A 19,768-nucleotide genomic window follows, 5' to 3' on the forward strand; every position below is an offset into this window, starting at 1 on the left:
TCACTTGTAGAGTTTAAGCTGATTTTGGTTTTGCAGCCAATAAAAATCAATGTTTTTGAAAACTTTAGAACTTGTTACCTAAAACTTTAGCTACATTTGCGCCCCAAAAACAAGTACATGAGCAATAGAACATTTACCATGATCAAACCGGACGCCATGAAAAATGGGCATGCCGGTGTTATTTTAGACAGGTTTATCAAGGAAGGATATAGAATTGTAGCGCTAAAACTTACTAAACTCAGCGCCGAGAAGGCCGGTGAGTTTTATGCCGTGCATAAGGAAAGGCCGTTCTATGGTGAACTGGTTGAGTTTATGAGCAGCGGCCCTATCACCGCGGCGATATTAGAAAAGGAAAATGCCGTTTCCAGCTTTCGTGAGTTGATCGGCGCCACCAATCCTGCACAGGCTGCAGAAGGCACGATTCGCAAAATGTATGCAACTTCTCTTGGCGAAAATGCGGTGCACGGAAGTGATAGCGATGAAAATGCTAAAATTGAGAGTGATTTCTTCTTCTCTATACTCGAAAGAGTTTAAGTCTTTCTATATAATTTGAACAGGAATAGCCGGTATTTGCCGGCTATTTTATTTTATCGGCCGCCGCCAGGATCAATGAGATATTGACACTGTCGCCCCTGGTAAAATGATTGTGATTGGTTTTCACTCTTACGGATTGATTACCGAGCATTACATCCACTGTATAAAAACTGCCCCAGAATAATGTCTCTTTTATAAGACCATTCCCAGGTTGATCATTACTTTGCGAGATGGTTAGTTGTTCAGGCCGAACAATTATCGAATCACCCTGGAGCACAGGAAAAGATAACGGGTCGATAAAGGCTAAACTTTCTTTATCGATCAAATTATACTCGCCAAAAAGACCAGCGCAATATTCGTTGACAGGCTGGTAGTATATCTGCTCCGGTGTTCCCTGTTGAATGATCTCACCATCCTGCATCACCAGAATTGTATCAGCCCATGGAAGAATGTCCATCGCATCATGCAGCACCATCATGCAGGTAATCTTCAATTTTTCTTCCAAATCACCGATCACCGATTTAATAATGCTTTTATGCGCGGCATCTAAATTGGAGAAAGGTTCATCCAGTAACAAAAGTTTAGGAGACGTAGTCAATATTCTGGCCAAAGCAATGCGTTGTCTTTCGCCACCGGATAGCTGGTCTGTTTTTCTCTTCAATAAATGTTCAATACGACAAAGGCGATACAGATTGTACGCTTCTTCTTCAGGCAATTTATTCTTGCTCTCCAGTTCCTCCTCTACCCGGTAGTTATTTCTGAGTTCAAAATGTTGCGACAAATAAGCGATAGCGGGATGGCCGGGTAATAATTTTTCAAATGGACCTTCTACCCTTTTGTTTTCGAAAATAATCTCACCAGCATCTGGTTGCACCAAGCCGGCGATCATTTTTAAAAACGTTGTTTTACCGGAACCCGTTTCGCCAGCGATAGCGACCCTTTGTGAAGGTTGTTGGGCAAAGTGTATATTCTTTACAGTGTAGTTTTCTTTTTCCAGTCTACTAATGCCCCGCACAGTTAACCAATCCATGCCGCAAAATAAAGCATATCATGAATATGACAAGTGCTACAAACGTTAGCGAAGGGAACTCTTTCATTTCTTTTCGTCAGCATTACTGTTTGCCAGTTTGAAATAAGTGGCTTTAAACCGATTATCAACTATTTCGCCCTGTACTTCCGCTTTGCGGACCGCTTCGCAAAAGCCATCTTTGGCATGGGCGTCGCCGTGATCGTCGATGGATGTGCCGTCCACGAAATATGATTTTCCATTTATGCGCACAGCCAAATCACAACTTTTTCCCGGCAGTCCCAAGCGGCACTGACCACAGGCGGCTTCCACCGACTGAATTTTCTTTGACGGGTCGGCAATGCCGATTCCAATTTCTTTAACCTGTGATTTGAAAAAATTCCACGCATATAAGTACACGTCAATATCATTGGGATAATCATGCTTTCCTCCCACTACTTTCAGCAATGTTATTGATGGTTTGTTTGCGTCACGGTAAGAATAGCTTTCAATGATCTTACCATCTTTAGGATCAGTATCGGGCAAAACTTTCTTTATCGCCTCGCCATCATAGCCAGCCAGCGCAGACCAATAATGGAAACTGCTGTCGGTACTCCTTACCACACCATAGCTGGAATTGTTTACATACATTTCTCCGCCTTGATATGGATTAGTGTCATCATTAGTTCCATTCACAATGAGAACGGGTAAAGCTTTGCGAACGGGTGTGCAATCCATGGAGGCGGAATCCGGCATATTGGCTACGATAGCAGCAATGCCTTTGATCTTATCTGGCATGGTCAGTCCCAATTTATAGGCCATGTGGCCACCGCCGGAAAAACCGGCTGCAACAACTTTGTTTTCATTAATACCATATTTATCCCTGAAATAGTGGATCATTCCTTTAAAGAAGTCCGCTTCATTAATATTCTCTTTATTCGCATCGGATGTAGCAAACTTTCTGCATTCATTCCAATACTGCTTATAACCCTCCGGATAAACAATCAGCAAGTTTTCTTTTGCTGCAATTGCTTCCAGTTTGGTTGCTTGCCTTGCAATCCGTTTGCCACTGCCGCCAGAACCGTGCATGATAAAAAAGAGATTGCCGTTAATTACGGACTCTGCTGGTTGGTTGAAATGAAATGTCCGATAATTACCATCAATCAATAATGAGTCAGAAATAAGCTGGCTATAAGATGTATAGGTTACCAGTAAGAACAAAGAGCCGAATAAGCGTTTCATCGGGTGATTGTTGTTTTGAAATAAAGATAAAGTTATCGGTTTATGGAGTACCCGCTTGTTGATTAATTTTTTAATTATCTATAGCTGCAATCACTTCCCGTAAAAATTTATTTTCATTGATATTGTGCAATCCGAGTCTTACCACTACCAGTTTTTTTGATGGAATGATATAGACGTTCTGACCACCGAAACCATCAGCAAAATACATATCTGCCGGAACATCCGGGTACCATCGTTTTGTCAAATCATCTTTGTCAAAACCATTTAACCAAAATTGATAACCATAATGCTTTCTATTATCGGCTGATGCTGGCCGAATGGATTCCCTCACCCAATTGTCAGGCAATAATTGTTCACCATTCCATAAGCCGTTGTTATAATACAGCAATCCGAATCTTGCAAAGTCTCTTGCTGTGGCATAACTATAAGAAGATCCGATATAGGTTCCCGACGCATCCGGCTCCAGCAATACCGAATGCATATTCACCTTTTGAAAAAGGGCTGTATAAGGAAACGACCAGTAATCTTTTTCACCAATTGTTTGCCGGATGATCCGGCTTAAAATATTGCTGTTACCACTTGAATAATTGAATACGGTTCCGGGCTTATTTTTTAAAGGGAGTTTAGCCGTAAATGCGGCCATATCGCCTTTTTTAAACAGCATATTGGTCACTTCACTGGGCGAAGTATAATCTTCTATAAAATCCAGGCCGGCTGTTTGCTGCAACAACTGTTTTAAGGTGATTTTTTCTTTGTCAGTGCCTTTCCATTCCGGAACGGGTGCCGGTGCATCAGGATTTAATTTTCCCTGTTTTACCAATATACCAATCAAAGCGGCCGTCAAACTTTTGGATATTGACCAGCCCAGCATGACGGTGTTTTTATCGAAGCCCGGTGCATATTGTTCACCAACAATTTTACCGTCATACACCACCAATACGGCCCTTGTGTAAGCAGGTTTGCCTTCTGTTGTTTCGTGTAGTACATTGTTAATGGCCTGCTCCAGCATCTTTTTATCGACGGAAGATGAAACGCTGTCTGTTATTTTATCGCCATAAGGCCATGCTACAGTATCGCTATTGGTTTGCTTCAACGGTAGTGAATAAGACTGAGCCCTTACTTCGGCTTCGCTGCAGTTATTGATGAGCGTACAACCAAGACCCTTACGATAAATAGCTTTTCGTTTGCCCAAGCCCCAGACAGAACCAGTGACCGAAGAATCTTTTTCATTTACTGTATAAGTTCCCAATGAAAAAGGAAAGCCGGCAAGATCTTCTTTTAAAACATCGTCGAGCCGGCGATGCTGTACAAAGACTGCGGATGCCATATTCTTTGCACCATAGCCGCTGATGATGGGAGCCGCCTGCCAACCGTACCAAAAAGCAAATCCTAGCGCCAGCAATAACAAAAGCAACAGGGTTCTTCTGATAATCTTACGTTTTGCCATGGAGATAGTTTATAAGTAAAAACTTTCAGTATATTTTACCAGATCAGCATAACACCAATTGCCGGTAGAGTCTTTCCAGCGTTTCACCGGCATCTTTACACAAACCCGGATGAACGCCTGATGTCTGTACAATCGTACTTCGTTTAGCAGTCAACCAGCGAAAGCGGGATGCCATATCCAAAGCAGCAATAGGCCCTGCATCCGGTTTACCCAAACTGATCCTCTCAAATGCTTCCAGGTGGGATCTCAATTCTTCGGGTTCTGCTTTGGGACAAAGAGCCAGCAATCTTTTTTCATCGATGGTGAATTTCATTTGCAAAAACTTTTGCTGCCGGCAATACAGGATGACGCCTGCGTTCAGAAATTCTTCCCGCTCCACCATTGGCACTACCCGGATGATGGCATATTCAAATAAGTGATTCTCTTGCATGCTTAGCTTCTTTTACAAATATGCCGGAATGATTGATCCTGTTGATCAAAAACTTTTTATAGACTTCACGCATTGCCACCGGATCACCTTCTTCTTCATTTTGCAACCAGGCATCCGGTATTAATTCTACAATCAATTTTATTTTCGCGGGGGTAATGATTTGTTTTAGTTCTTCATCAGCTTTATCTATGTCATTTGCCAGTGGTAGCAACACATGATCTTTCACCTGTACAAAAGGCTTCATCGAATGTTCTTCCCAATTGTGCCAGGAATGATGAAAGTATAATGCAGCGCCGTGATCGATCAGCCAAAGCTCATTGTGCCAGGTAAGCATATTCGTATTGCGGGCTGTGCGATCGACATTGGTCAACAGGGCATCGAGCCAAACAATTTTTGATGCCAGTTCAGGCGACACTTTGTTTACAGCGGGATCATATGTTATAGCGCCGGATAAAAAATGCAAGCCGAGATTTAATCCTTCACTTGCCCTGAGTAAGTCTTGTATTTCTTCATCGGGTTCCGTGCGGCCAAATGCTTCATCCAATTCGGCAAAAACAATTTCTGGTACTTTCAAGCCAGCAGCTCTTACTATTTCACCTCCGATCAAATCAGCGATCAACGCTTTAGGCCCCTGCCCTGCGCCTCGAAATTTCAGCACATACAAAAAATCATCATCGGCTTCGGCAATAGCGGGCAATGAACCACCTTCACGCAGCGGCGTCACGTATCGCATCACCTGTACTGTTCGTATCTCCGGTTTTTGTTCACTCATGTCAAAAAAATCAATCCCATTTGCGGCGCAAAAGTCAAATCAATATAAGCGGCTAAATTATTGTAAAGTTTGGGATTGGGAATAAAAACGAAGAGCTTGGTTAATTAATATTTTGAAGCGCTGGAATAATATGATCCATTTGTTTGCCTCAGCGGGACAATCTGCAGGTTGAAAGAAACAGGTAATGCTTTTTTTATTACCAGGAAAATTTCATGTCACTCTTTCGGAGTTTTTTGGAAAAACTTAAAATATCTTCTATAATCATTGCATCCCTTCGGGATTTAAGCCTGAAAGGCTGATATGATTATAGAAGGTATTACGGCCATAAAGCCATCAAAACCACGAAGGGGTGATATTTTTCTTAACTAAATGACATTGCCTTACGGGACAGCTAAATTTATTTAGACCGGGTCCTGCACCTCAAAATATCAATTAACCAGTTTTAAACCTCTCATTTGAACAATAGTGAGCTTTTTTTGATAACACAAAACAGCCGCATATCTTGAAAAAATGACCGCTGTTACACTTTGGCTATTTCATAATACCATCAGGTCTTAACATTGGCGAATGAAAACCTGCCTGCTGCTAATCGCTACCTGCTTCCTCTTCCTGGTTGCTAACAGTAATCCCGGAGACTCCACAATTGCAAAGAAGAAATATTTTACCAACCGATTGAATGCGGAGATTAATCTCGATGGTATTCCCGATGAAGCTGCCTGGGATGCGGTTGAATGGGGTGGCGATTTTATTCAGTGGCAACCCAATGAAGGAAAAGCTCCATCGCAACCGACCAGTTTTAAAATATTATACGATGATAAATTTTTATACGTTGGTTATCGTTGTCATGACCTCTCTCCCGATTCTATCATCGGGCGAATGAGCCGGCGGGATGAATTTCCCGGCGATTGGGTCGAGATTAATATCGATAGCTATCACGATCTGCGAACAGCGTTTTCTTTCACCTTATCAGTTTCCGGTGTTCGCGGTGATGAGTTTGTTTCGAACAATGGAAATAACTGGGATGTAAGCTGGAATCCCATTTGGTATGGCAAAACTCATGTCGATGATAAAGGCTGGACGGCTGAAGTGAAAATTCCATTCAGCCAATTGCGCTATGGCAATGAACCTGAAAAGATATGGGGCTTCCAGGTTACCCGCAGGATATTCCGGAAAGAAGAAAGAAGTACCTGGCAATATATCCCGCAAAACTCCGGCGTATGGGTAAGTGCTTTTGGTGAATTACACGGCTTGAATAATATCCCCATGCACCGGCAGGTGGAAATTGCTCCCTATGTAATTGCCCAGGCTGATAAATATAAAAAGGAACCAGGCAATCCTTTTGCAAAAGGGTTTGATACAAAACTGGCAGGCGGGTTGGATGGAAAATTTGCCGTGACGAATGATCTTATTCTCGACTTTACTATTAATCCTGATTTTGGCCAGGTAGAAGCAGATCCGTCACAAGTTCGTATCGATGGATTTCAAAACTTCTTCCAGGAACGAAGACCCTTTTTTGTCGAGAGCAGGAATATTTTTGATTACCAGTTGACCGGCTCTGAAGCTGGCGGTGATTATGATGCTGACCTGCTTTTTTATTCCAGGCGAATAGGAAGCTCGCCGCATGGTTATCCCAATCTCAATAGCGGTGAATATGCGAAAACACCTTTTAATACGACGATTCTTGGCGCCGCTAAATTCAGCGGCAAAACAAAAAAAGGATTGAGCATTGGTATCCTTGAAAGCATTACTGAAAGAGAACTTGCAACTATAGATAAGAATGGCTCCCGAAGACGGGAGATGATTGAACCCCTGACTAACTATTTTGTGACACGTATTCAAAAAGATTATAAAGGAGGGAATACCATCATCGGTGGCATTATCACTGGTGTTAACCGTGAAAAAGGATTGAGTGATCAGTTGCACCGCAGTGCCTATTCCGGCGGTCTTGATTTTGTCCGGTATTGGAAAAACCGTACCTGGTATGTTCGGGGCAATGTCGTGTTCAGTCATGTAACCGGAACCAAGGAAGCGATCCTAAACACACAGACAAGCTTTGAGCATCTTTTTCAACGACCGGGCGCCAGTGAAGTTTCTGTAGATAGCAGCAGGACATCATTATCAGGAATGGGTGGAACAATCCGGTTTGGAAAGATAGGTGGTAAATCAGGTAAACTGGGACAGGTTTTTAAATTTGAAACAGGCGCTACTTTTCGTTCACCCGGATTGGAGTTAAACGATATTGGCTTTATGTATTCAGCCAATGAGATCAATCATTTCACGTGGGCGGGATTTCATTTTCAAAAACCATTTTCAATCTTTCGCAATGCCCGGTTGAATTACAATCACTGGTCGAGATGGGATTACGGCGGCCAGTTTTTATACCAAGCTTTTAATTTTAACTCACATGCTACTTTTAAAAACAACTGGCAATCGGGCACCGGTTTCACCTGGAATCCCTACGAAGTTTTAAACAATGCGTTAAGAGGCGCTTCATCTATTCGGCGACCACCGGGTATTGGCCATAATGTTTACCTGACTACTGACTATCGAAAAAAAGTGTATGTTAATTTAAACACTTTTAATGCCTGGGGATTTCCCAAAACGGTAAGAAGCAATAATGCTGGTATCGGTATTTATGTTCAACCTGCTAATGCATTTAAGTTTAGCATCAGTGCAGATTATTCTTACTACTGGCGCCGGCAGGATCAGTTTGTTACTAATTTAACTTTCAACAATAGCACCCGTACTATTGTGAGCCAGGTAAAACAAAAAACGCTTCGCTTCACAGCAAGGTTGAATTATAATATTACACCCGACCTTACATTACAATATTATGGACAGCCTTATATTACCCGGCCGTTGTATGACAGGTTTGCTTTTGTCACGGACCACTTGGCCAAACACTATGATGACAGGTTTCATGTCTTTACCGCCAGCGAGATTAAAACTGACAACGGTTCTTATTTGGTGGATGAAAACAGGGATGGCGTCACTGATTATAGTTTTGATAAGCCTGATTTCAATTTTGTACAGTTTCGGTCCAACCTGGTGGCAAGATGGGAATATAAGCCGGGTTCAGAACTATATCTTGTATGGTCACAAAGCAATACCCCTGATGCTTACGCCGAACTAGATACGCCGATATTCAGAAGTTTATTTGACAATGCTTTCGCGGAACAGGGGCGAAATATATTTTTGATAAAATGGACGTATAGGTTTTTGAGATAGATAGTTTATTCTTTGGCAACTTTGTATTCGACGTTCCTGGCAATGGTGTGCATTTTGCCATCACAAATAATCAGTTTACTAAATTGTTCCGGAGGAACAAATCATGGGTAAGAGCTCATAGATAAAAGCACCAAGCGTTCCTTCGGAACGCCTTATGCATTTTCCTTTGATACTTTTACTCCACGAATCATCCGCCGCGGCGGATGAAGAAAGACCCAAAAAATCATGTCAGCTATGACTTTTTCGAAATACGAGCATCAAAACATTTTTGGCAGCTAAATGAACCTTACCCACCCTTACTCGCCTGCGATATAAACCAGGCATTGGCCAAAAGATACAAGACCAATAATACAATGGACATAATCATGTCAAACTTGTGAGCTTTAGCCTGCTGATTTCTTTTAACGAGTTTTAGTGAATAGGCTGTGGCGCTGATCACACAAAAAATAAAGAACAGTGTAAGCCCATGCAGGGTGTCCACCAACGTGAAAGAAGTGGATTCGGGCAAAGAAGAATCAATGATATATTTATTACCGATCACGGCAAATAAAGAACCCACACTTAATCCGAAACGGGAATCAATGCCATCGGTGTGAATAAAGAAACAGATATAAGCGATCAGGAAAGCTATATACATACCAAGGAATACCTTCCAGAAAAGGCCGCTGGCATCCCTGTCGATGCTTAACCTTACACGATACGAACTATATTCTGTATGCGGTTTTGCAAAACTTTCATCGCCAAAGGCGGTTTCATATGCTTTAACACCCGTTGAGATAATACAGCTATCGATCGTCCATCCACGAAGGGTAAACCGGGGATCGAAATGGTTGCCAACTGTATCCGGCACAAACACCAGGTACCTCGAGTCAAATTGCGAATTCTCGATGGATAATCGCAGTTTTTGTTCATCAAAGGGAAAATTAGCGATGCGCCAGTTGTCTTTCATCACACACTGCAATTTCATCTGCATGTATACTTTTTCGCCTGTGGTATCGATCAGTGAAAAAGATTTTTCCACCGTTTTCGCCTGCGGGACTTCGAGATTATTAAAAAAATCGAAGTCCTTGTTCCTGTACTTTAACCACAACCAAAAATTGATGGTGTACTCTTTATCCTTAAAATCAATATTGTGAATGCTGGTGATATAGATGCCGACGCTTACGGTATCCGGCTTACTGTCTTCTGCATGTGAGCCATTGCCAGATAATAATGCAACGAGGAGTAAAACGAAAGGACAAAGGATTTTTTTGAACATCATATTCGGTTTATCTGCTGAAAGATAGAAAACTGGACGATAAAAATAAAAAACAAGAAGTTAACAATATCGTGAAGACACTGATGATCTACCGGTTATTTTTATAATATTCACAGACAGTATTCATTAAACATATTTCACACTTAGGTTGGGGGCGGCAGATCTCCCTGCCGAGAAATGACATGGCCATGCCCGCATCCCACTGCTTCTGCGGGAGTATTTCTTTAATTTGTTTTTCTATTTTTTTCGGATCTGTTCCGTGGGCAATGCCCAGCCTCGGCGCCACCCGCACCACATGCAGGTCAACGATCACTCCTTCGGCAGGTTTGCCAGCTTCCCGCAAAATAACATTGGCCGATTTACTGCCGATGCCTTTTAACTGGGTGAGTTCATCGTGTGTGAGCGGAATATTTTTATCTTCTTTTATTTGTTGTGCTATCCCGATCAGCCACTTGGCTTTATTACCGAAGTTCCTGACCTTACTAATATATGGGAACAGCAACTCCTCCGTAGCCCTTGATAAGGCTTTCATATCCGGAAATGCTTCGAATAATTTTGGGGCAATATGATTGATGTTTTTATCAGAATCCTGGGCCGACAAAACGACCATCACCACCAGTTGATAAATGCTTTTATATTCAAGCGGATGTTGTTTGTCTTTGTATTTTTTGAGGAGGGGTTTAATTGCCTCGGACCAGTCTATCTTAGCCATGATTTGATTTTTAGTACTAAATCTACAATAAAACAGCAATTGAAAAGACCTTTACTCACCAACAAGTTTCATGTGAATTAATGGAAATGGCTTGCCCATCCCGTCAGTTTCACTTCTCCCTGTTTCGACGAAACCGAGATGTTTGTAAAAACCGATTGCCTGTTCATTTTGTTCATTTACATCCACCGTATTGGCATGTAACTCATGTATTGCAAAGTCAGTGAGTGCCTTGCCAATTCCTTCTCCCCTGCTCCCGGGATGGATAAACAGCATTTCGATTTTTTGATCCGCAACTCCCAAAAATCCTTTTATGCGGGCCTTTTTATCCTGGTAAATAAAGATATCTACCTGCGGTAAAATATCAGGCAGCATTTTTTTGATTGTCTGTAAATAATCTTCCGGTAAAAAATGATGCGTTGCCCGAACAGAAAGCTCCCAGATTTCGATAATCGAACTATAAAGAATATTGTCAGCCTTTCTTATCATGTTTCTAACATAATATTTTCAGATCGCAATAATCTTATTTAACGTGAGTTTTGGGTGTTCTAACATCCGCCGCGGCGGATGATTCGTGGGTAAAACTCAATGTGAACAAGCACGATGCGTCCCTATCGGGACGCTTGGTGCAAACCTGGCAATAACTACCCATCCCGATGACTATCGGGATCCCTAGCGGGACAATTATAGCATTCATTCTCATTAAAAAAAATCCAAAATTCACGTTATTTATCCTAAAAACTGGTGAATAATATTGCCTAACATTTTTACATCGACTTTTTCCAGGGGATGCGGCGTATTTTCAAGCAACTGAAATTTGCCATTTGGTAAGGCCTGTTCCACCTGCGCTGTTTCTTCTGGTGTTACCATTTTATCTTTATCGCCCAACAACAGCAAGCTGGGAGTTAAAATAGTTTGATAATCGTTTAGCTGCAAATCATTCTTATCCCCCAGCTGAACCAATAACTGTTTTGTCTTTTGTAAAACGATTTTCCAGTCGTTGGGATAATGACGTTGTTGCAATTGCTCAGCAAATGCAGGAACTTTTTCTTCGATAGTATCAGCATTTAGCATGGCCGCTTCTTTTGTGGCGATGCCGGGGTTCCACTGAAATTTAGTTGCCAATGTAATGACCCGGTTAACCAGTATTGGCGAATGCCTGACGAGGTATAAAGCTACATAGCCGCCCATGCTGTAACCGAAAATATTCGTTTGGCGAATGTTATTTTCTTTAAGGTAGGTAACGACATCACCGGCAAAAACGGGAATGGAAAAATCGCTTGCATGAAAAGGTTCGCCACCGTGCCCGCTGAAGTTTAACGTGTGAATAATATAATAATCAGATAATTCATCAGCCAATGATTGCAGCTGGTCTTTGGCACCGATGGCGCCGTGAAGCAGTAAAAGATGTTGCATCCATAAAATTAGCATCCTTATTTCAATGCATCGGAGAAATTGAAAAACTTAATTTTGCGTCATGAACAGCGAAACCGGGAAATGGGTGATCATCGCCGGCATATTAGTCGTCTTGGCTGGTGTGATCATTTATTTTTTTTCAGATAAACTGCAATGGATAGGCAGATTACCCGGCGATATCCGGATTGAAAAAGCCAATTTCAAATTCTACTTTCCCATTACAACAATGATTATTTTCAGCTTAATTTTTACACTGATCATCCAGGTGGTCAAACGATTCTTATAATTTTTAACATAGTTTTGTTAGCCATATTTTTTTATCCAACTTTCCTTACTCCTAACATTGATTTCTTCGTGCCCCAACAATTTGTAAATTTTCTAGGTCAACAATATAAAGCCCGTATGTGTCTCCGTCAATTCTGCCATCTTTTTCTAGCAAATAATCATACAAAATAGAAAATGAATACTTGTCACTTTGGTTGTATTCGTCAACCTTTCCGTTGTAAAAGATTGAGTTTTTAAATATCATTTTCCAATCTTTTATTTCTTTGAAACCTCTTCTAAAAAAGGTCTTACCAACTTCCGATATTAACGGAATTCCGCAATGAGCAAGTTCTTGTAAGCGATTTTTTACACAAATAAATTTAAAAAAATCAGCGAAGTGCTGCCAGTCAATACTGCTTTGTCTATGAAATTCAAAGTTTATCTCTATCTCAATTTTCACATTGTCAATTAAAGCCACAGCGTGCCAACAGTTCGCATTCTCATTAAAAGAGAAGTCCAAAGTCTGATTTTCAATTTGAATGGTATGTCTCATAAAATTGTGGCTAACGCATAAATTTATGGCACTCAAATCGCATTTTCGAAAGAATCTGTATTGATTTCAAAATTTTAATCTTCGTCGGATTTGATTATTGTTGCACCAATACAACCTATACAGAAACGGGCGTAAAAGTTTTCTATGACCTTTATACTTTAAATCATCGCTTATTGCCTTTTGTTTCCTTACCATTTTGTAAAATGCTCATAGCCACTACTTCTTTCTTTTCATTGCGGTAGAAATTTATCCGGGCTTCCACTTCTTTTAGAAAAAACTGGTCTTCTTTTTCTGGGTGCAGTTGCAGTGCTTCCTGTCCTTCGGGTTTGCCGATCAGTTTGCCATTTTCAAAGCTTACTGTAATGATGAGTTGTGGAGATAAATCATAAACGCCAATGTATTGCTTCAGCACGTCAGGTGGCAGGCTGATGGACTTTTTTTCTTTTGGCAGCTCATAAGGCTTATCATAAAGAATCGCCAATATGCTCTTAGTGATCTTATCCAAATGCGGGCTAGAAACATTGGCCAGTAAAATGATGCAGGTATTATCCTCGGGTATGCTGATCATGTTGCTGTTAAAACCATGGATACCGCCACCATGTCCAATTGTTCTTTTACCAGCACTGCTGTCGGTCACCCATCCATAACCATAATTATTTTTTACCGCTGTATATGCTTTTTGTTTCGATGATTTTGACATAATGGTGTTAGCCTGTAGGGACAGGTGCCATTTGTACAGGTCGCCGGTAGTGGAATAAATAGCGCCGGCAGCATATGAAACCGAAGAATCTACTATCGGTGCAGGAATATTCGTATCATCTGTCAGCCGGAAATAACCAATTGCTTTTTCTTTATCGGCCAGGTGAGTAAAATCGAACCCGCTGTGATCCATATGCAACGGATTAAAAATATATTTTCGTACAGCCCGTTCGTAAGGCATTTTGGTTACGTCTTCAATTATATAACCCAAAAGCATATAAGCAGAGTTGGAGTATTGCCATTCTGATCCCGGTGAAAACTGGAGCGGTTTGTCCTTAAACAGGGCCATCATTTTTTCACGGTTGGAAGGTTTGGCTACTTCGTTTGACATAAAAGTCCGGTCGTCGGTGTAGCTGTAGATGCCGGATGTATGTGTAAGTAAGTGTTCCAGGGTAATACTGTCGCCATTGGGATAAGCAGGAAAATATTTACTGAGTTTATCTGTTGTATTCAGTTTTTTTTCTTCCTGTAGTTTTAACAATATAGTTGCAGTGAACTGTTTGGTAATAGAGCCAATCTGGAAAATGCTGTTCTTGTCATTCTTTATCTTATCACCCGCATTGCGAAACCCATAACCTTTATCGAGCAATATCTTCCCCTTATGAACGATCAAAGCAGAGCCATTGAACTTATCCTGACCGGCATATGTATTCAGCAGTTCTTCAAGCTTATCGCCCTGACCCGAACAGGCGCTGATAACAAAACAGGAAAAAGCAAAAAGCAAATGTTTCATTGTTTTATTTTTTATTATAAAATGAACCATATAAGAGTCAAATACTTTGACCACCCGGAAGCAATATAAGTTACACCTATATCCAAATCTTTTTAAGAACAAAAGTTGTCTAATTCTTAATTTGGGGTGCTGGTATTCGTTTTGGATAGCCGTTGCTGGAAAAAAAATTAACACAGCTTCAATTTTGATCTTTACCCAAACCTTAGTAGAAAAGAAATTGAATCAATGATTTAACCTTATTACCTTATTGTCAAATAAAAGTTTCGCGGACGAAGAATACAAGGAGTTTATAAAATTTTACCAAAAAAATCTTACGCTTCTTTGAGAGCGGCCGGCCCAAATAAGGTAATAAGGTAAAGGACTCCGATGAATTATTTTCTACTAAGGTAATAGATTTGCTTGCAGCAGCAGATAGGGAAAGCGAAATAAGGTTTTTGAAATAATTACAATTGCAGCCAGCACCGCAAATTAAGAATTAACTCAAAAATTGCGAAGCGATTCTTCAGCCTATTCAGCGGGCCAGTGAAAACAAAGCCCATATCCATCCGGGTCGGTAAAATGAATGGCTTTAAAACCATAACCTGTTATGGAGGGCTTATTTATTTCCAATCCCTTTGAAAGAAAATGTGTATATAAGCTGTCTATATCCGGGCAGCCAAAATAAAGGGCAACATCGCTGTGGCCGATCTTTCGCACCGGATCAGGAACAGCGGGCCGGTCAGGTTTTTCATAGATAGTGTTTAACATCAGCTCTATGCCCTGTAATCGCAATAAGACCCAATCGCAATCATCTCCCTCCGCTGGTTGTGATTGCATGGCAACTTCAAATCCCAGTTTATCCCGGTAAAATGATATGGCCGTTGGCATATCATAGACTTGCAGGTAGGGAGCCATGCCTCTTATTTCAATTTCGCCGGATTGCTTTTTTTCTGTGTGCATAGTATAGGAATTTATGCGTGGGAAAAGATTTGCCCGGAATAAAAGCTCAATAGAATTACTAAAGTTGAAGTTAAGTTATACAGCTGAGACTTATTCGTTCAGCCCGGACTACAGAGATATGTCACACAAGGTTATTTTTTATTTGTCTGCGATATAGATTTATAGTTATAAAGCAAATCCAAAGCAGAAAAAAAAGGAAAGTTATTTTTTGAACTACTGGCAAGTATAATTTTAGTCCGCCACCATAATATAATATGTTGTTTAGGGCAACAAGTGCCAAGTTAAAAATGCCTAACCAAAAAAGTTTTGGCCACTTTAGTTTGCGAAGCCCAATAAAAGTCCCAACAGTTGCAACAATACCGAATAGGCTTGCAATATTTACAATTGTGTCGTGGAGGTCTGTAAAAAGAAACATTCCTACTGTCATTGCTAGTGCACCAGAAATTTGAATAGTAATTTGCACACTTTTTTTTAAGTCAGCATGTTTAGGAAATATGTACCAAAAAATTGCAAGTGTCAAACATAGAACAAACATTGCTGCCATTGCTATTGGTTTTGCTGCGTTGTGTCGCCCATCAATTGCATTTTCATTGAGCAAGTTGCACCAATAATTATTTGTCCAACTAAAACCTTCCGATTTTTTGTCAACCTGTGAACCGCCAGGATAAAAAAGGGTCGCAGCAAAATACAAACATATAAAAAGTAGTGCCCCGAATAATGGTGTAAGCACCCAAATGTTTTGTGGTTTAATTGTGGTCTTTGTCAAACTAATGCCGCTGATTTTTCAAATTTAGTTCTATGCACCAACAACTGAACTATGAGCACTTCATTATTATCAGAGGCCTTCTTCAATTCAGTTGTTGGTGTATGTCGACTACAGTAGTAAGTTATTCAAAACAGAAACACCAACAATGGCGTAAAAAGAATAAATACCCAGTAATATTTTACGGCATTGTTGGGTGTGTCACGAATCAACGACGTATATGTTGTTAGCGGTTCGTTGTTTTAAGTATTTGAAGTGTCAAATTTATTTTGCTCAATCCTCGATTGCCTCAATACCAAGTTGCTTAAGTCGATCAAGATGCTCTTTCATGGCCTTAAGTTGTTCCGGGGAGTGTCCTTGCCAATCTGTGACCTCACCAGAGACCCGAAGCGGATGCCGGGAACGGTATGACTTTGTTGGATTTCCAGGGTACTTCTTGTCCGTCAAATTGGGATCATCTTCAATCGGGCCTGTCGGCTCAACTATATAAATTCTGCCAGGTCCTTCGCCCAAGGCAAGTTCAGCTCCCCAAATAGCAGCATCCAGGGTAGCGGTTAGATAGATATAGGACGCCTTTTTCCTCTCACCGTAGTTTGAATTAAAGCCGGGTTCAATCAGGTCTCCCTGCTTCAGATTAGCCTTAGTGCCATGATAGAACCTCTGTGAACTCAGGTCGTAGGTAGACTCTATTGACTTGTCCTCACTCCTGTTTGTTTTCATTGTCGTTATATGTTTGTGAATGTCTATACAAGTCCTGTTTTAGTTAATTTACCCAAAATGAGTATATCTCCTCCATCGTATCCCGACCCAAGGTATAGTGATTTATGAGTCGCGGTTAATGAATTATTTGCTTGCTCAAGTGAATTTATAATTAATAGGTTTAGCAAGCCATGAAAAATTAAAACATTCAAATCACCCTCGATATGTGAGTTTAAATTAATGTTTTGATCGAGGATCGTAAAATCAGTAAGAACTAAATATTTGTTCTCTGGCAGATATGTATTGTCAGTCCAGCAAGCCCAGTCGTCATCGTCTCGGGGTGTCGAAGTAGACCCGCAAAAATAAACTGTTGTAATTTCGTCATCTGAGTTGTTGTCAGCCTCAACCATTGAAAAGAGACCAAAGTAGAGGGATTTAACTTCTTTTGGAAATCGTTTTGTAAAGATTTTATTTACCCAATCACTAAACTCTGCCTGTAATCGCTCTTCGTCAACATTTTCGAACAGTTCTGCTAAAGACTGATTGGCCAATAAGTTTTTTATTTCATGGAATCCTGAAATAAAAGTTGGCTTGCGTTTTATTTGATCAACTAATATTGGCTCTATTGTGTCCCAGTCCCAATCCATGTAGGAAGTCGTTTATAATGGCGTGTTCGGCTTATGTACATTTTTAAATTTAGTTCTATACACCAACAACCGGGCTAAGAACATTTTCATTACGATTCAAAGTCCTTCTTGAATTCAGTTGTTGGTGTGTGTCGCCTACAGCAGTATGTATTCAAAACACAAACACTAACAACGGCGTAAAAAACCTCGTTGTTGGCTTACTTAAGATCGTAATGCTATTAAGCCACGTGTCGCTTAATAAAAACATTATTTGAAAGTGCTTTAGGTTGTTGACTTGACATCATCAAACTCATTGCTTCAAGAAAGATTGTCGCTTCCAGGTCTGTTGATGAACAGAATAAAAACTTGTCTTGATTTGGAATTATAAATGTTATATCAGTTGAATTGCAAAAAGCAAAAATTTTGTCCCAAACTTGGTCCACCATAATATAGCTTGAAGCAAGTCCGTTTGGGTTTAAAAGTATTTCGACCTTTGAATCTTCCAATCCTTTTTCTTGAATTTGACCGATAGACAAGTCGCCTTTTGAAAGTAAGTTTCGATATGCTTTATTAATAGTTTCATCCAAAGAACTTTCTAAGTGTTTATTTTGAAGCCACTCAAAGTGTCCTCCTTTATCAACTCCAATAATAATTGACAAGCCGGAATTACCAATTTGCTTCATCACTGGAAGAGATGCGTCTGGAAGTTCAATTTCTTGACCGTCAGCTGTCACAAATTTTTTAGCTGGTGATTGCCCAACTTTTATGATTGGAAACAGGCTATTGTCAATAAGTTTGTTTGAAGTATTTGCGGATAAAATCTCTTGTCCTACTTCCTGAGTCTGTTTGTCAGACTTGCCGAAAATTTTTTTGAAAAAGCTCATTTTAATTATAGTGGTTTTTAATTACAGCCAACGCATAAATTTATGGCACTCAAATCGCATTTTCGCAAAAAGCAGCATGGATTTTTTACGCCGTTGTTGGGTGCAGCTTTTATTTCTGGTAGTATCTAACTTTACCGTTAATGTGAATTCCAGTCAAATCGAAAAATTCTTTACGAGATTTAGGTAGGTAAATGCAGTGTCCAACATAAGCAAGCTTACCTAACGATTCGATGGAAGTGTTTCTAAGGTTCAACGTCCTGCCGACTTTAGATAGGTTAGACAGGGTTTTTATTGGAGAACTTTTAAGATAGAGATCTTTGCCAACATACTCTAAATTCGCTAGATCTTCTAAATTGGTAAATGGGTGAAATTGAGCAACCCATAAAGAACCAGTCACCTTTCTTAGTTTTCCAAGGGATTGAATTGATGATCCAATCAAAGCCAAATCACCATCGATTTCCTCGATATTTCCTAAGGAAATAATTTTTGAGCTCTTGATTGTCACGGAACCGTGAACAAGTCGTTTAGCTAATGTATAAGTTGTCTGATCTGGGTTGTCGCTATTTAGTTCAAGGATAAAGGGAACTCCGTTAATATTTTTTAGCTTCTTTAGGTCCTGAACCGACGTAAGTTCAAACGAGGTAGTGTCGTAGATGTAGTTTATTATGAGTTCTTCTAAAATATCTTGACTTAAATTGTAGTAGTCTGTCGAAGGTAAAAAAACGTCCGAAAACTCTTCTGTTTCTAATGTTTCGCCTGGTTCCATTAAGAGTCTAACTATGGAACGTCTTTTTCCCTTAATTCCCTCCTCATCAAACTGCTTATAGAGTTTTGATTTTAAATCCATGTTGCCTGTTGCTTTTCTATTGCATTGTCGTTCCAGAAGTTGAAACATTATTTTGCATGTCTGGAAGCTCAAGTAATGGTAAACTCATTTTGTTACTTTGAAAACTAGTCATAGCAATTACTTCTTGACAAGCACCCTTAAAGTCTTTATATAAATCTTCGCATCGCAAATTTATTTTTGTCGGTGTGACGGCAACTAAATGTGCTGTTTCATCTTTGCTTGATAAGGTCAAAGTATTCTTTGGTACAAATGAATGTAAAAAACCATTTCTTAAACTTGTCCAAAGATTATGGCTAGTAAGTAATGGTCTGTATTTGTCAAATGAGTTTAGCGAATTTATTGCTAGTTCAAAATCTTCTTTTGAGTGTCCTCTTTCGTTCCAATTTTCATAGTTGTTTATGCATTTGCCAAGAAATTCAATTCCAATAGCCATCATGGCAAAAGATATGTATGGATATTGTAAATGAATAGCCCCCACTTCATTTATGAGAACTGTGTCAATAAACTCTTTTGGTTTCATTGTGTTCATATGTCTACCAGTCTATTTGGGGTGTTACGATAAAATTGCAGCCAACGCATAAATTTATGGCACTCAAATCGCATTTTCGAAAAAGCAGTTGATTTTCAAATTTTAATCTTCGCAAATTTGATTGTTATTG

The 19,768-nt window shown here is 40.1% G+C and carries 21 protein-coding genes; 3 read left to right on the top strand and 18 right to left on the bottom strand.

Annotation, left to right across the window (positions count from 1 at the left end; all coding sequences use genetic code 11):
* Nucleotides 1-117: 117 nt before the first annotated feature.
* Entirely contained in the window at nucleotides 118-534 is a 417-nt protein-coding gene (locus tag P2W73_RS17505; protein WP_276503380.1) for a nucleoside-diphosphate kinase, read from the top strand.
* A 43-nt stretch (nucleotides 535-577) separates the two neighbouring features.
* Here P2W73_RS17505 and P2W73_RS17510 read toward each other — a convergent pair whose 3' ends face one another.
* From P2W73_RS17510 to P2W73_RS17530, 5 genes are all read right to left on the bottom strand, one after another.
* Nucleotides 578-1,564, bottom strand: coding sequence for an ABC transporter ATP-binding protein (locus P2W73_RS17510; protein WP_276503381.1), 987 nt, complete (start codon nucleotides 1,562-1,564; stop codon nucleotides 578-580).
* A 63-nt stretch (nucleotides 1,565-1,627) separates the two neighbouring features.
* Nucleotides 1,628-2,782 carry a DUF6370 family protein gene (locus P2W73_RS17515; RefSeq protein ID WP_276503382.1) on the bottom strand — a complete coding sequence of 385 codons (1,155 nt, stop codon included), beginning with the start codon at nucleotides 2,780-2,782 and terminating at the stop codon, nucleotides 1,628-1,630.
* Nucleotides 2,783-2,852: 70 nt separating this feature from the next.
* Complete coding sequence (locus P2W73_RS17520) at nucleotides 2,853-4,229, bottom strand: serine hydrolase domain-containing protein (protein ID WP_276503383.1); 1,377 nt, start codon at nucleotides 4,227-4,229, stop codon at nucleotides 2,853-2,855.
* Between the two features lie 43 nt (nucleotides 4,230-4,272).
* Complete coding sequence (locus tag P2W73_RS17525) at nucleotides 4,273-4,659, bottom strand: DUF3037 domain-containing protein (protein WP_276503384.1); 387 nt, start codon at nucleotides 4,657-4,659, stop codon at nucleotides 4,273-4,275.
* Nucleotides 4,637-5,431, bottom strand: coding sequence for a HipA family kinase (locus tag P2W73_RS17530; protein ID WP_276503385.1), 795 nt, complete (start codon nucleotides 5,429-5,431; stop codon nucleotides 4,637-4,639). The genes P2W73_RS17525 and P2W73_RS17530 overlap by 23 nt, the downstream gene beginning before the upstream one ends.
* Nucleotides 5,432-5,998: 567 nt before the next feature.
* Between P2W73_RS17530 and P2W73_RS17535 the strand changes: the two genes are divergently transcribed.
* Nucleotides 5,999-8,659 carry a DUF5916 domain-containing protein gene (locus P2W73_RS17535; protein ID WP_276503386.1) on the top strand — a complete coding sequence of 887 codons (2,661 nt, stop codon included), beginning with the start codon at nucleotides 5,999-6,001 and terminating at the stop codon, nucleotides 8,657-8,659.
* A gap of 286 nt (nucleotides 8,660-8,945) precedes the next feature.
* Here P2W73_RS17535 and P2W73_RS17540 read toward each other — a convergent pair whose 3' ends face one another.
* From P2W73_RS17540 to P2W73_RS17555, 4 genes are all read right to left on the bottom strand, one after another.
* Nucleotides 8,946-9,917, bottom strand: coding sequence for a ligand-gated ion channel (locus P2W73_RS17540; RefSeq protein WP_276503387.1), 972 nt, complete (start codon nucleotides 9,915-9,917; stop codon nucleotides 8,946-8,948).
* 88 nt (nucleotides 9,918-10,005) lie between these two features.
* Complete coding sequence (locus P2W73_RS17545) at nucleotides 10,006-10,629, bottom strand: endonuclease III domain-containing protein (protein WP_276503388.1); 624 nt, start codon at nucleotides 10,627-10,629, stop codon at nucleotides 10,006-10,008.
* A 51-nt stretch (nucleotides 10,630-10,680) separates the two neighbouring features.
* Nucleotides 10,681-11,115, bottom strand: coding sequence for an acetyltransferase (locus tag P2W73_RS17550; protein WP_276503389.1), 435 nt, complete (start codon nucleotides 11,113-11,115; stop codon nucleotides 10,681-10,683).
* 240 nt (nucleotides 11,116-11,355) lie between these two features.
* Nucleotides 11,356-12,042, bottom strand: a complete 687-nt coding sequence (locus P2W73_RS17555) for an alpha/beta fold hydrolase (protein WP_276503390.1) — start codon at nucleotides 12,040-12,042, stop codon at nucleotides 11,356-11,358.
* Between the two features lie 61 nt (nucleotides 12,043-12,103).
* On the opposite strand from P2W73_RS17555, the gene P2W73_RS17560 reads away from it, so the two are divergent.
* Entirely contained in the window at nucleotides 12,104-12,328 is a 225-nt protein-coding gene (locus P2W73_RS17560; protein WP_276503391.1) for a DUF2905 domain-containing protein, read from the top strand.
* Nucleotides 12,329-12,379: 51 nt separating this feature from the next.
* On the opposite strand, the gene P2W73_RS17565 is transcribed toward P2W73_RS17560, so the two are convergent.
* From P2W73_RS17565 to P2W73_RS17605, 9 genes are all read right to left on the bottom strand, one after another.
* On the bottom strand, nucleotides 12,380-12,859 hold the full coding sequence (locus P2W73_RS17565; RefSeq protein ID WP_276503392.1) for a hypothetical protein: 480 nt from the start codon (nucleotides 12,857-12,859) through the stop codon (nucleotides 12,380-12,382).
* 163 nt (nucleotides 12,860-13,022) lie between these two features.
* Nucleotides 13,023-14,351 (bottom strand): serine hydrolase, encoded by a 1,329-nt coding sequence (locus P2W73_RS17570; protein WP_276503393.1) that lies wholly within the window; start codon nucleotides 14,349-14,351, stop codon nucleotides 13,023-13,025.
* Between the two features lie 507 nt (nucleotides 14,352-14,858).
* The gene (locus tag P2W73_RS17575; protein WP_276503394.1) at nucleotides 14,859-15,290 is read right to left on the bottom strand and encodes a VOC family protein; all 432 of its coding nucleotides are present in this window, start codon (nucleotides 15,288-15,290) and stop codon (nucleotides 14,859-14,861) included.
* 121 nt (nucleotides 15,291-15,411) lie between these two features.
* Complete coding sequence (locus P2W73_RS17580) at nucleotides 15,412-16,056, bottom strand: hypothetical protein (protein WP_276503395.1); 645 nt, start codon at nucleotides 16,054-16,056, stop codon at nucleotides 15,412-15,414.
* A gap of 270 nt (nucleotides 16,057-16,326) precedes the next feature.
* Nucleotides 16,327-16,743, bottom strand: a complete 417-nt coding sequence (gene arr, locus P2W73_RS17585; RefSeq protein ID WP_439145494.1) for an NAD(+)--rifampin ADP-ribosyltransferase — start codon at nucleotides 16,741-16,743, stop codon at nucleotides 16,327-16,329.
* A 53-nt stretch (nucleotides 16,744-16,796) separates the two neighbouring features.
* On the bottom strand, nucleotides 16,797-17,399 hold the full coding sequence (locus P2W73_RS17590; protein ID WP_276503397.1) for a hypothetical protein: 603 nt from the start codon (nucleotides 17,397-17,399) through the stop codon (nucleotides 16,797-16,799).
* Between the two features lie 218 nt (nucleotides 17,400-17,617).
* Nucleotides 17,618-18,262, bottom strand: a complete 645-nt coding sequence (locus P2W73_RS17595; protein WP_276503398.1) for a hypothetical protein — start codon at nucleotides 18,260-18,262, stop codon at nucleotides 17,618-17,620.
* A gap of 109 nt (nucleotides 18,263-18,371) precedes the next feature.
* Nucleotides 18,372-19,157 (bottom strand): hypothetical protein, encoded by a 786-nt coding sequence (locus P2W73_RS17600; RefSeq protein ID WP_276503399.1) that lies wholly within the window; start codon nucleotides 19,155-19,157, stop codon nucleotides 18,372-18,374.
* Nucleotides 19,126-19,629 (bottom strand): hypothetical protein, encoded by a 504-nt coding sequence (locus tag P2W73_RS17605; RefSeq protein ID WP_276503400.1) that lies wholly within the window; start codon nucleotides 19,627-19,629, stop codon nucleotides 19,126-19,128. Before P2W73_RS17605 ends, P2W73_RS17600 begins: the two co-directional genes overlap by 32 nt.
* Nucleotides 19,630-19,768: the final 139 nt, after the last annotated feature.

This window comes from Terrimonas pollutisoli (assembly GCF_029360765.1).
Lineage (GTDB): Bacteria > Bacteroidota > Bacteroidia > Chitinophagales > Chitinophagaceae > Terrimonas_B > Terrimonas_B pollutisoli.

What these genes read in the sequence shown, in the direction of transcription:
- P2W73_RS17505 (WP_276503380.1), top strand. Translation starts at nt 118, where the DNA reads ATGAGCAATAGAACATTTACCATGATCAAACCGGACGCCATGAAAAAT.
- P2W73_RS17510 (WP_276503381.1), bottom strand. Translation starts at nt 1,564, where the DNA reads ATGGATTGGTTAACTGTGCGGGGCATTAGTAGACTGGAAAAAGAAAAC.
- P2W73_RS17515 (WP_276503382.1), bottom strand. Translation starts at nt 2,782, where the DNA reads ATGAAACGCTTATTCGGCTCTTTGTTCTTACTGGTAACCTATACATCT.
- P2W73_RS17520 (WP_276503383.1), bottom strand. Translation starts at nt 4,229, where the DNA reads ATGGCAAAACGTAAGATTATCAGAAGAACCCTGTTGCTTTTGTTATTG.
- P2W73_RS17525 (WP_276503384.1), bottom strand. Translation starts at nt 4,659, where the DNA reads ATGCAAGAGAATCACTTATTTGAATATGCCATCATCCGGGTAGTGCCA.
- P2W73_RS17530 (WP_276503385.1), bottom strand. Translation starts at nt 5,431, where the DNA reads ATGAGTGAACAAAAACCGGAGATACGAACAGTACAGGTGATGCGATAC.
- P2W73_RS17535 (WP_276503386.1), top strand. Translation starts at nt 5,999, where the DNA reads ATGAAAACCTGCCTGCTGCTAATCGCTACCTGCTTCCTCTTCCTGGTT.
- P2W73_RS17540 (WP_276503387.1), bottom strand. Translation starts at nt 9,917, where the DNA reads ATGTTCAAAAAAATCCTTTGTCCTTTCGTTTTACTCCTCGTTGCATTA.
- P2W73_RS17545 (WP_276503388.1), bottom strand. Translation starts at nt 10,629, where the DNA reads ATGGCTAAGATAGACTGGTCCGAGGCAATTAAACCCCTCCTCAAAAAA.
- P2W73_RS17550 (WP_276503389.1), bottom strand. Translation starts at nt 11,115, where the DNA reads ATGATAAGAAAGGCTGACAATATTCTTTATAGTTCGATTATCGAAATC.
- P2W73_RS17555 (WP_276503390.1), bottom strand. Translation starts at nt 12,042, where the DNA reads ATGCAACATCTTTTACTGCTTCACGGCGCCATCGGTGCCAAAGACCAG.
- P2W73_RS17560 (WP_276503391.1), top strand. Translation starts at nt 12,104, where the DNA reads ATGAACAGCGAAACCGGGAAATGGGTGATCATCGCCGGCATATTAGTC.
- P2W73_RS17565 (WP_276503392.1), bottom strand. Translation starts at nt 12,859, where the DNA reads ATGAGACATACCATTCAAATTGAAAATCAGACTTTGGACTTCTCTTTT.
- P2W73_RS17570 (WP_276503393.1), bottom strand. Translation starts at nt 14,351, where the DNA reads ATGAAACATTTGCTTTTTGCTTTTTCCTGTTTTGTTATCAGCGCCTGT.
- P2W73_RS17575 (WP_276503394.1), bottom strand. Translation starts at nt 15,290, where the DNA reads ATGCACACAGAAAAAAAGCAATCCGGCGAAATTGAAATAAGAGGCATG.
- P2W73_RS17590 (WP_276503397.1), bottom strand. Translation starts at nt 17,399, where the DNA reads ATGGATTGGGACTGGGACACAATAGAGCCAATATTAGTTGATCAAATA.
- P2W73_RS17595 (WP_276503398.1), bottom strand. Translation starts at nt 18,262, where the DNA reads ATGAGCTTTTTCAAAAAAATTTTCGGCAAGTCTGACAAACAGACTCAG.
- P2W73_RS17600 (WP_276503399.1), bottom strand. Translation starts at nt 19,157, where the DNA reads ATGTTTCAACTTCTGGAACGACAATGCAATAGAAAAGCAACAGGCAAC.
- P2W73_RS17605 (WP_276503400.1), bottom strand. Translation starts at nt 19,629, where the DNA reads ATGAAACCAAAAGAGTTTATTGACACAGTTCTCATAAATGAAGTGGGG.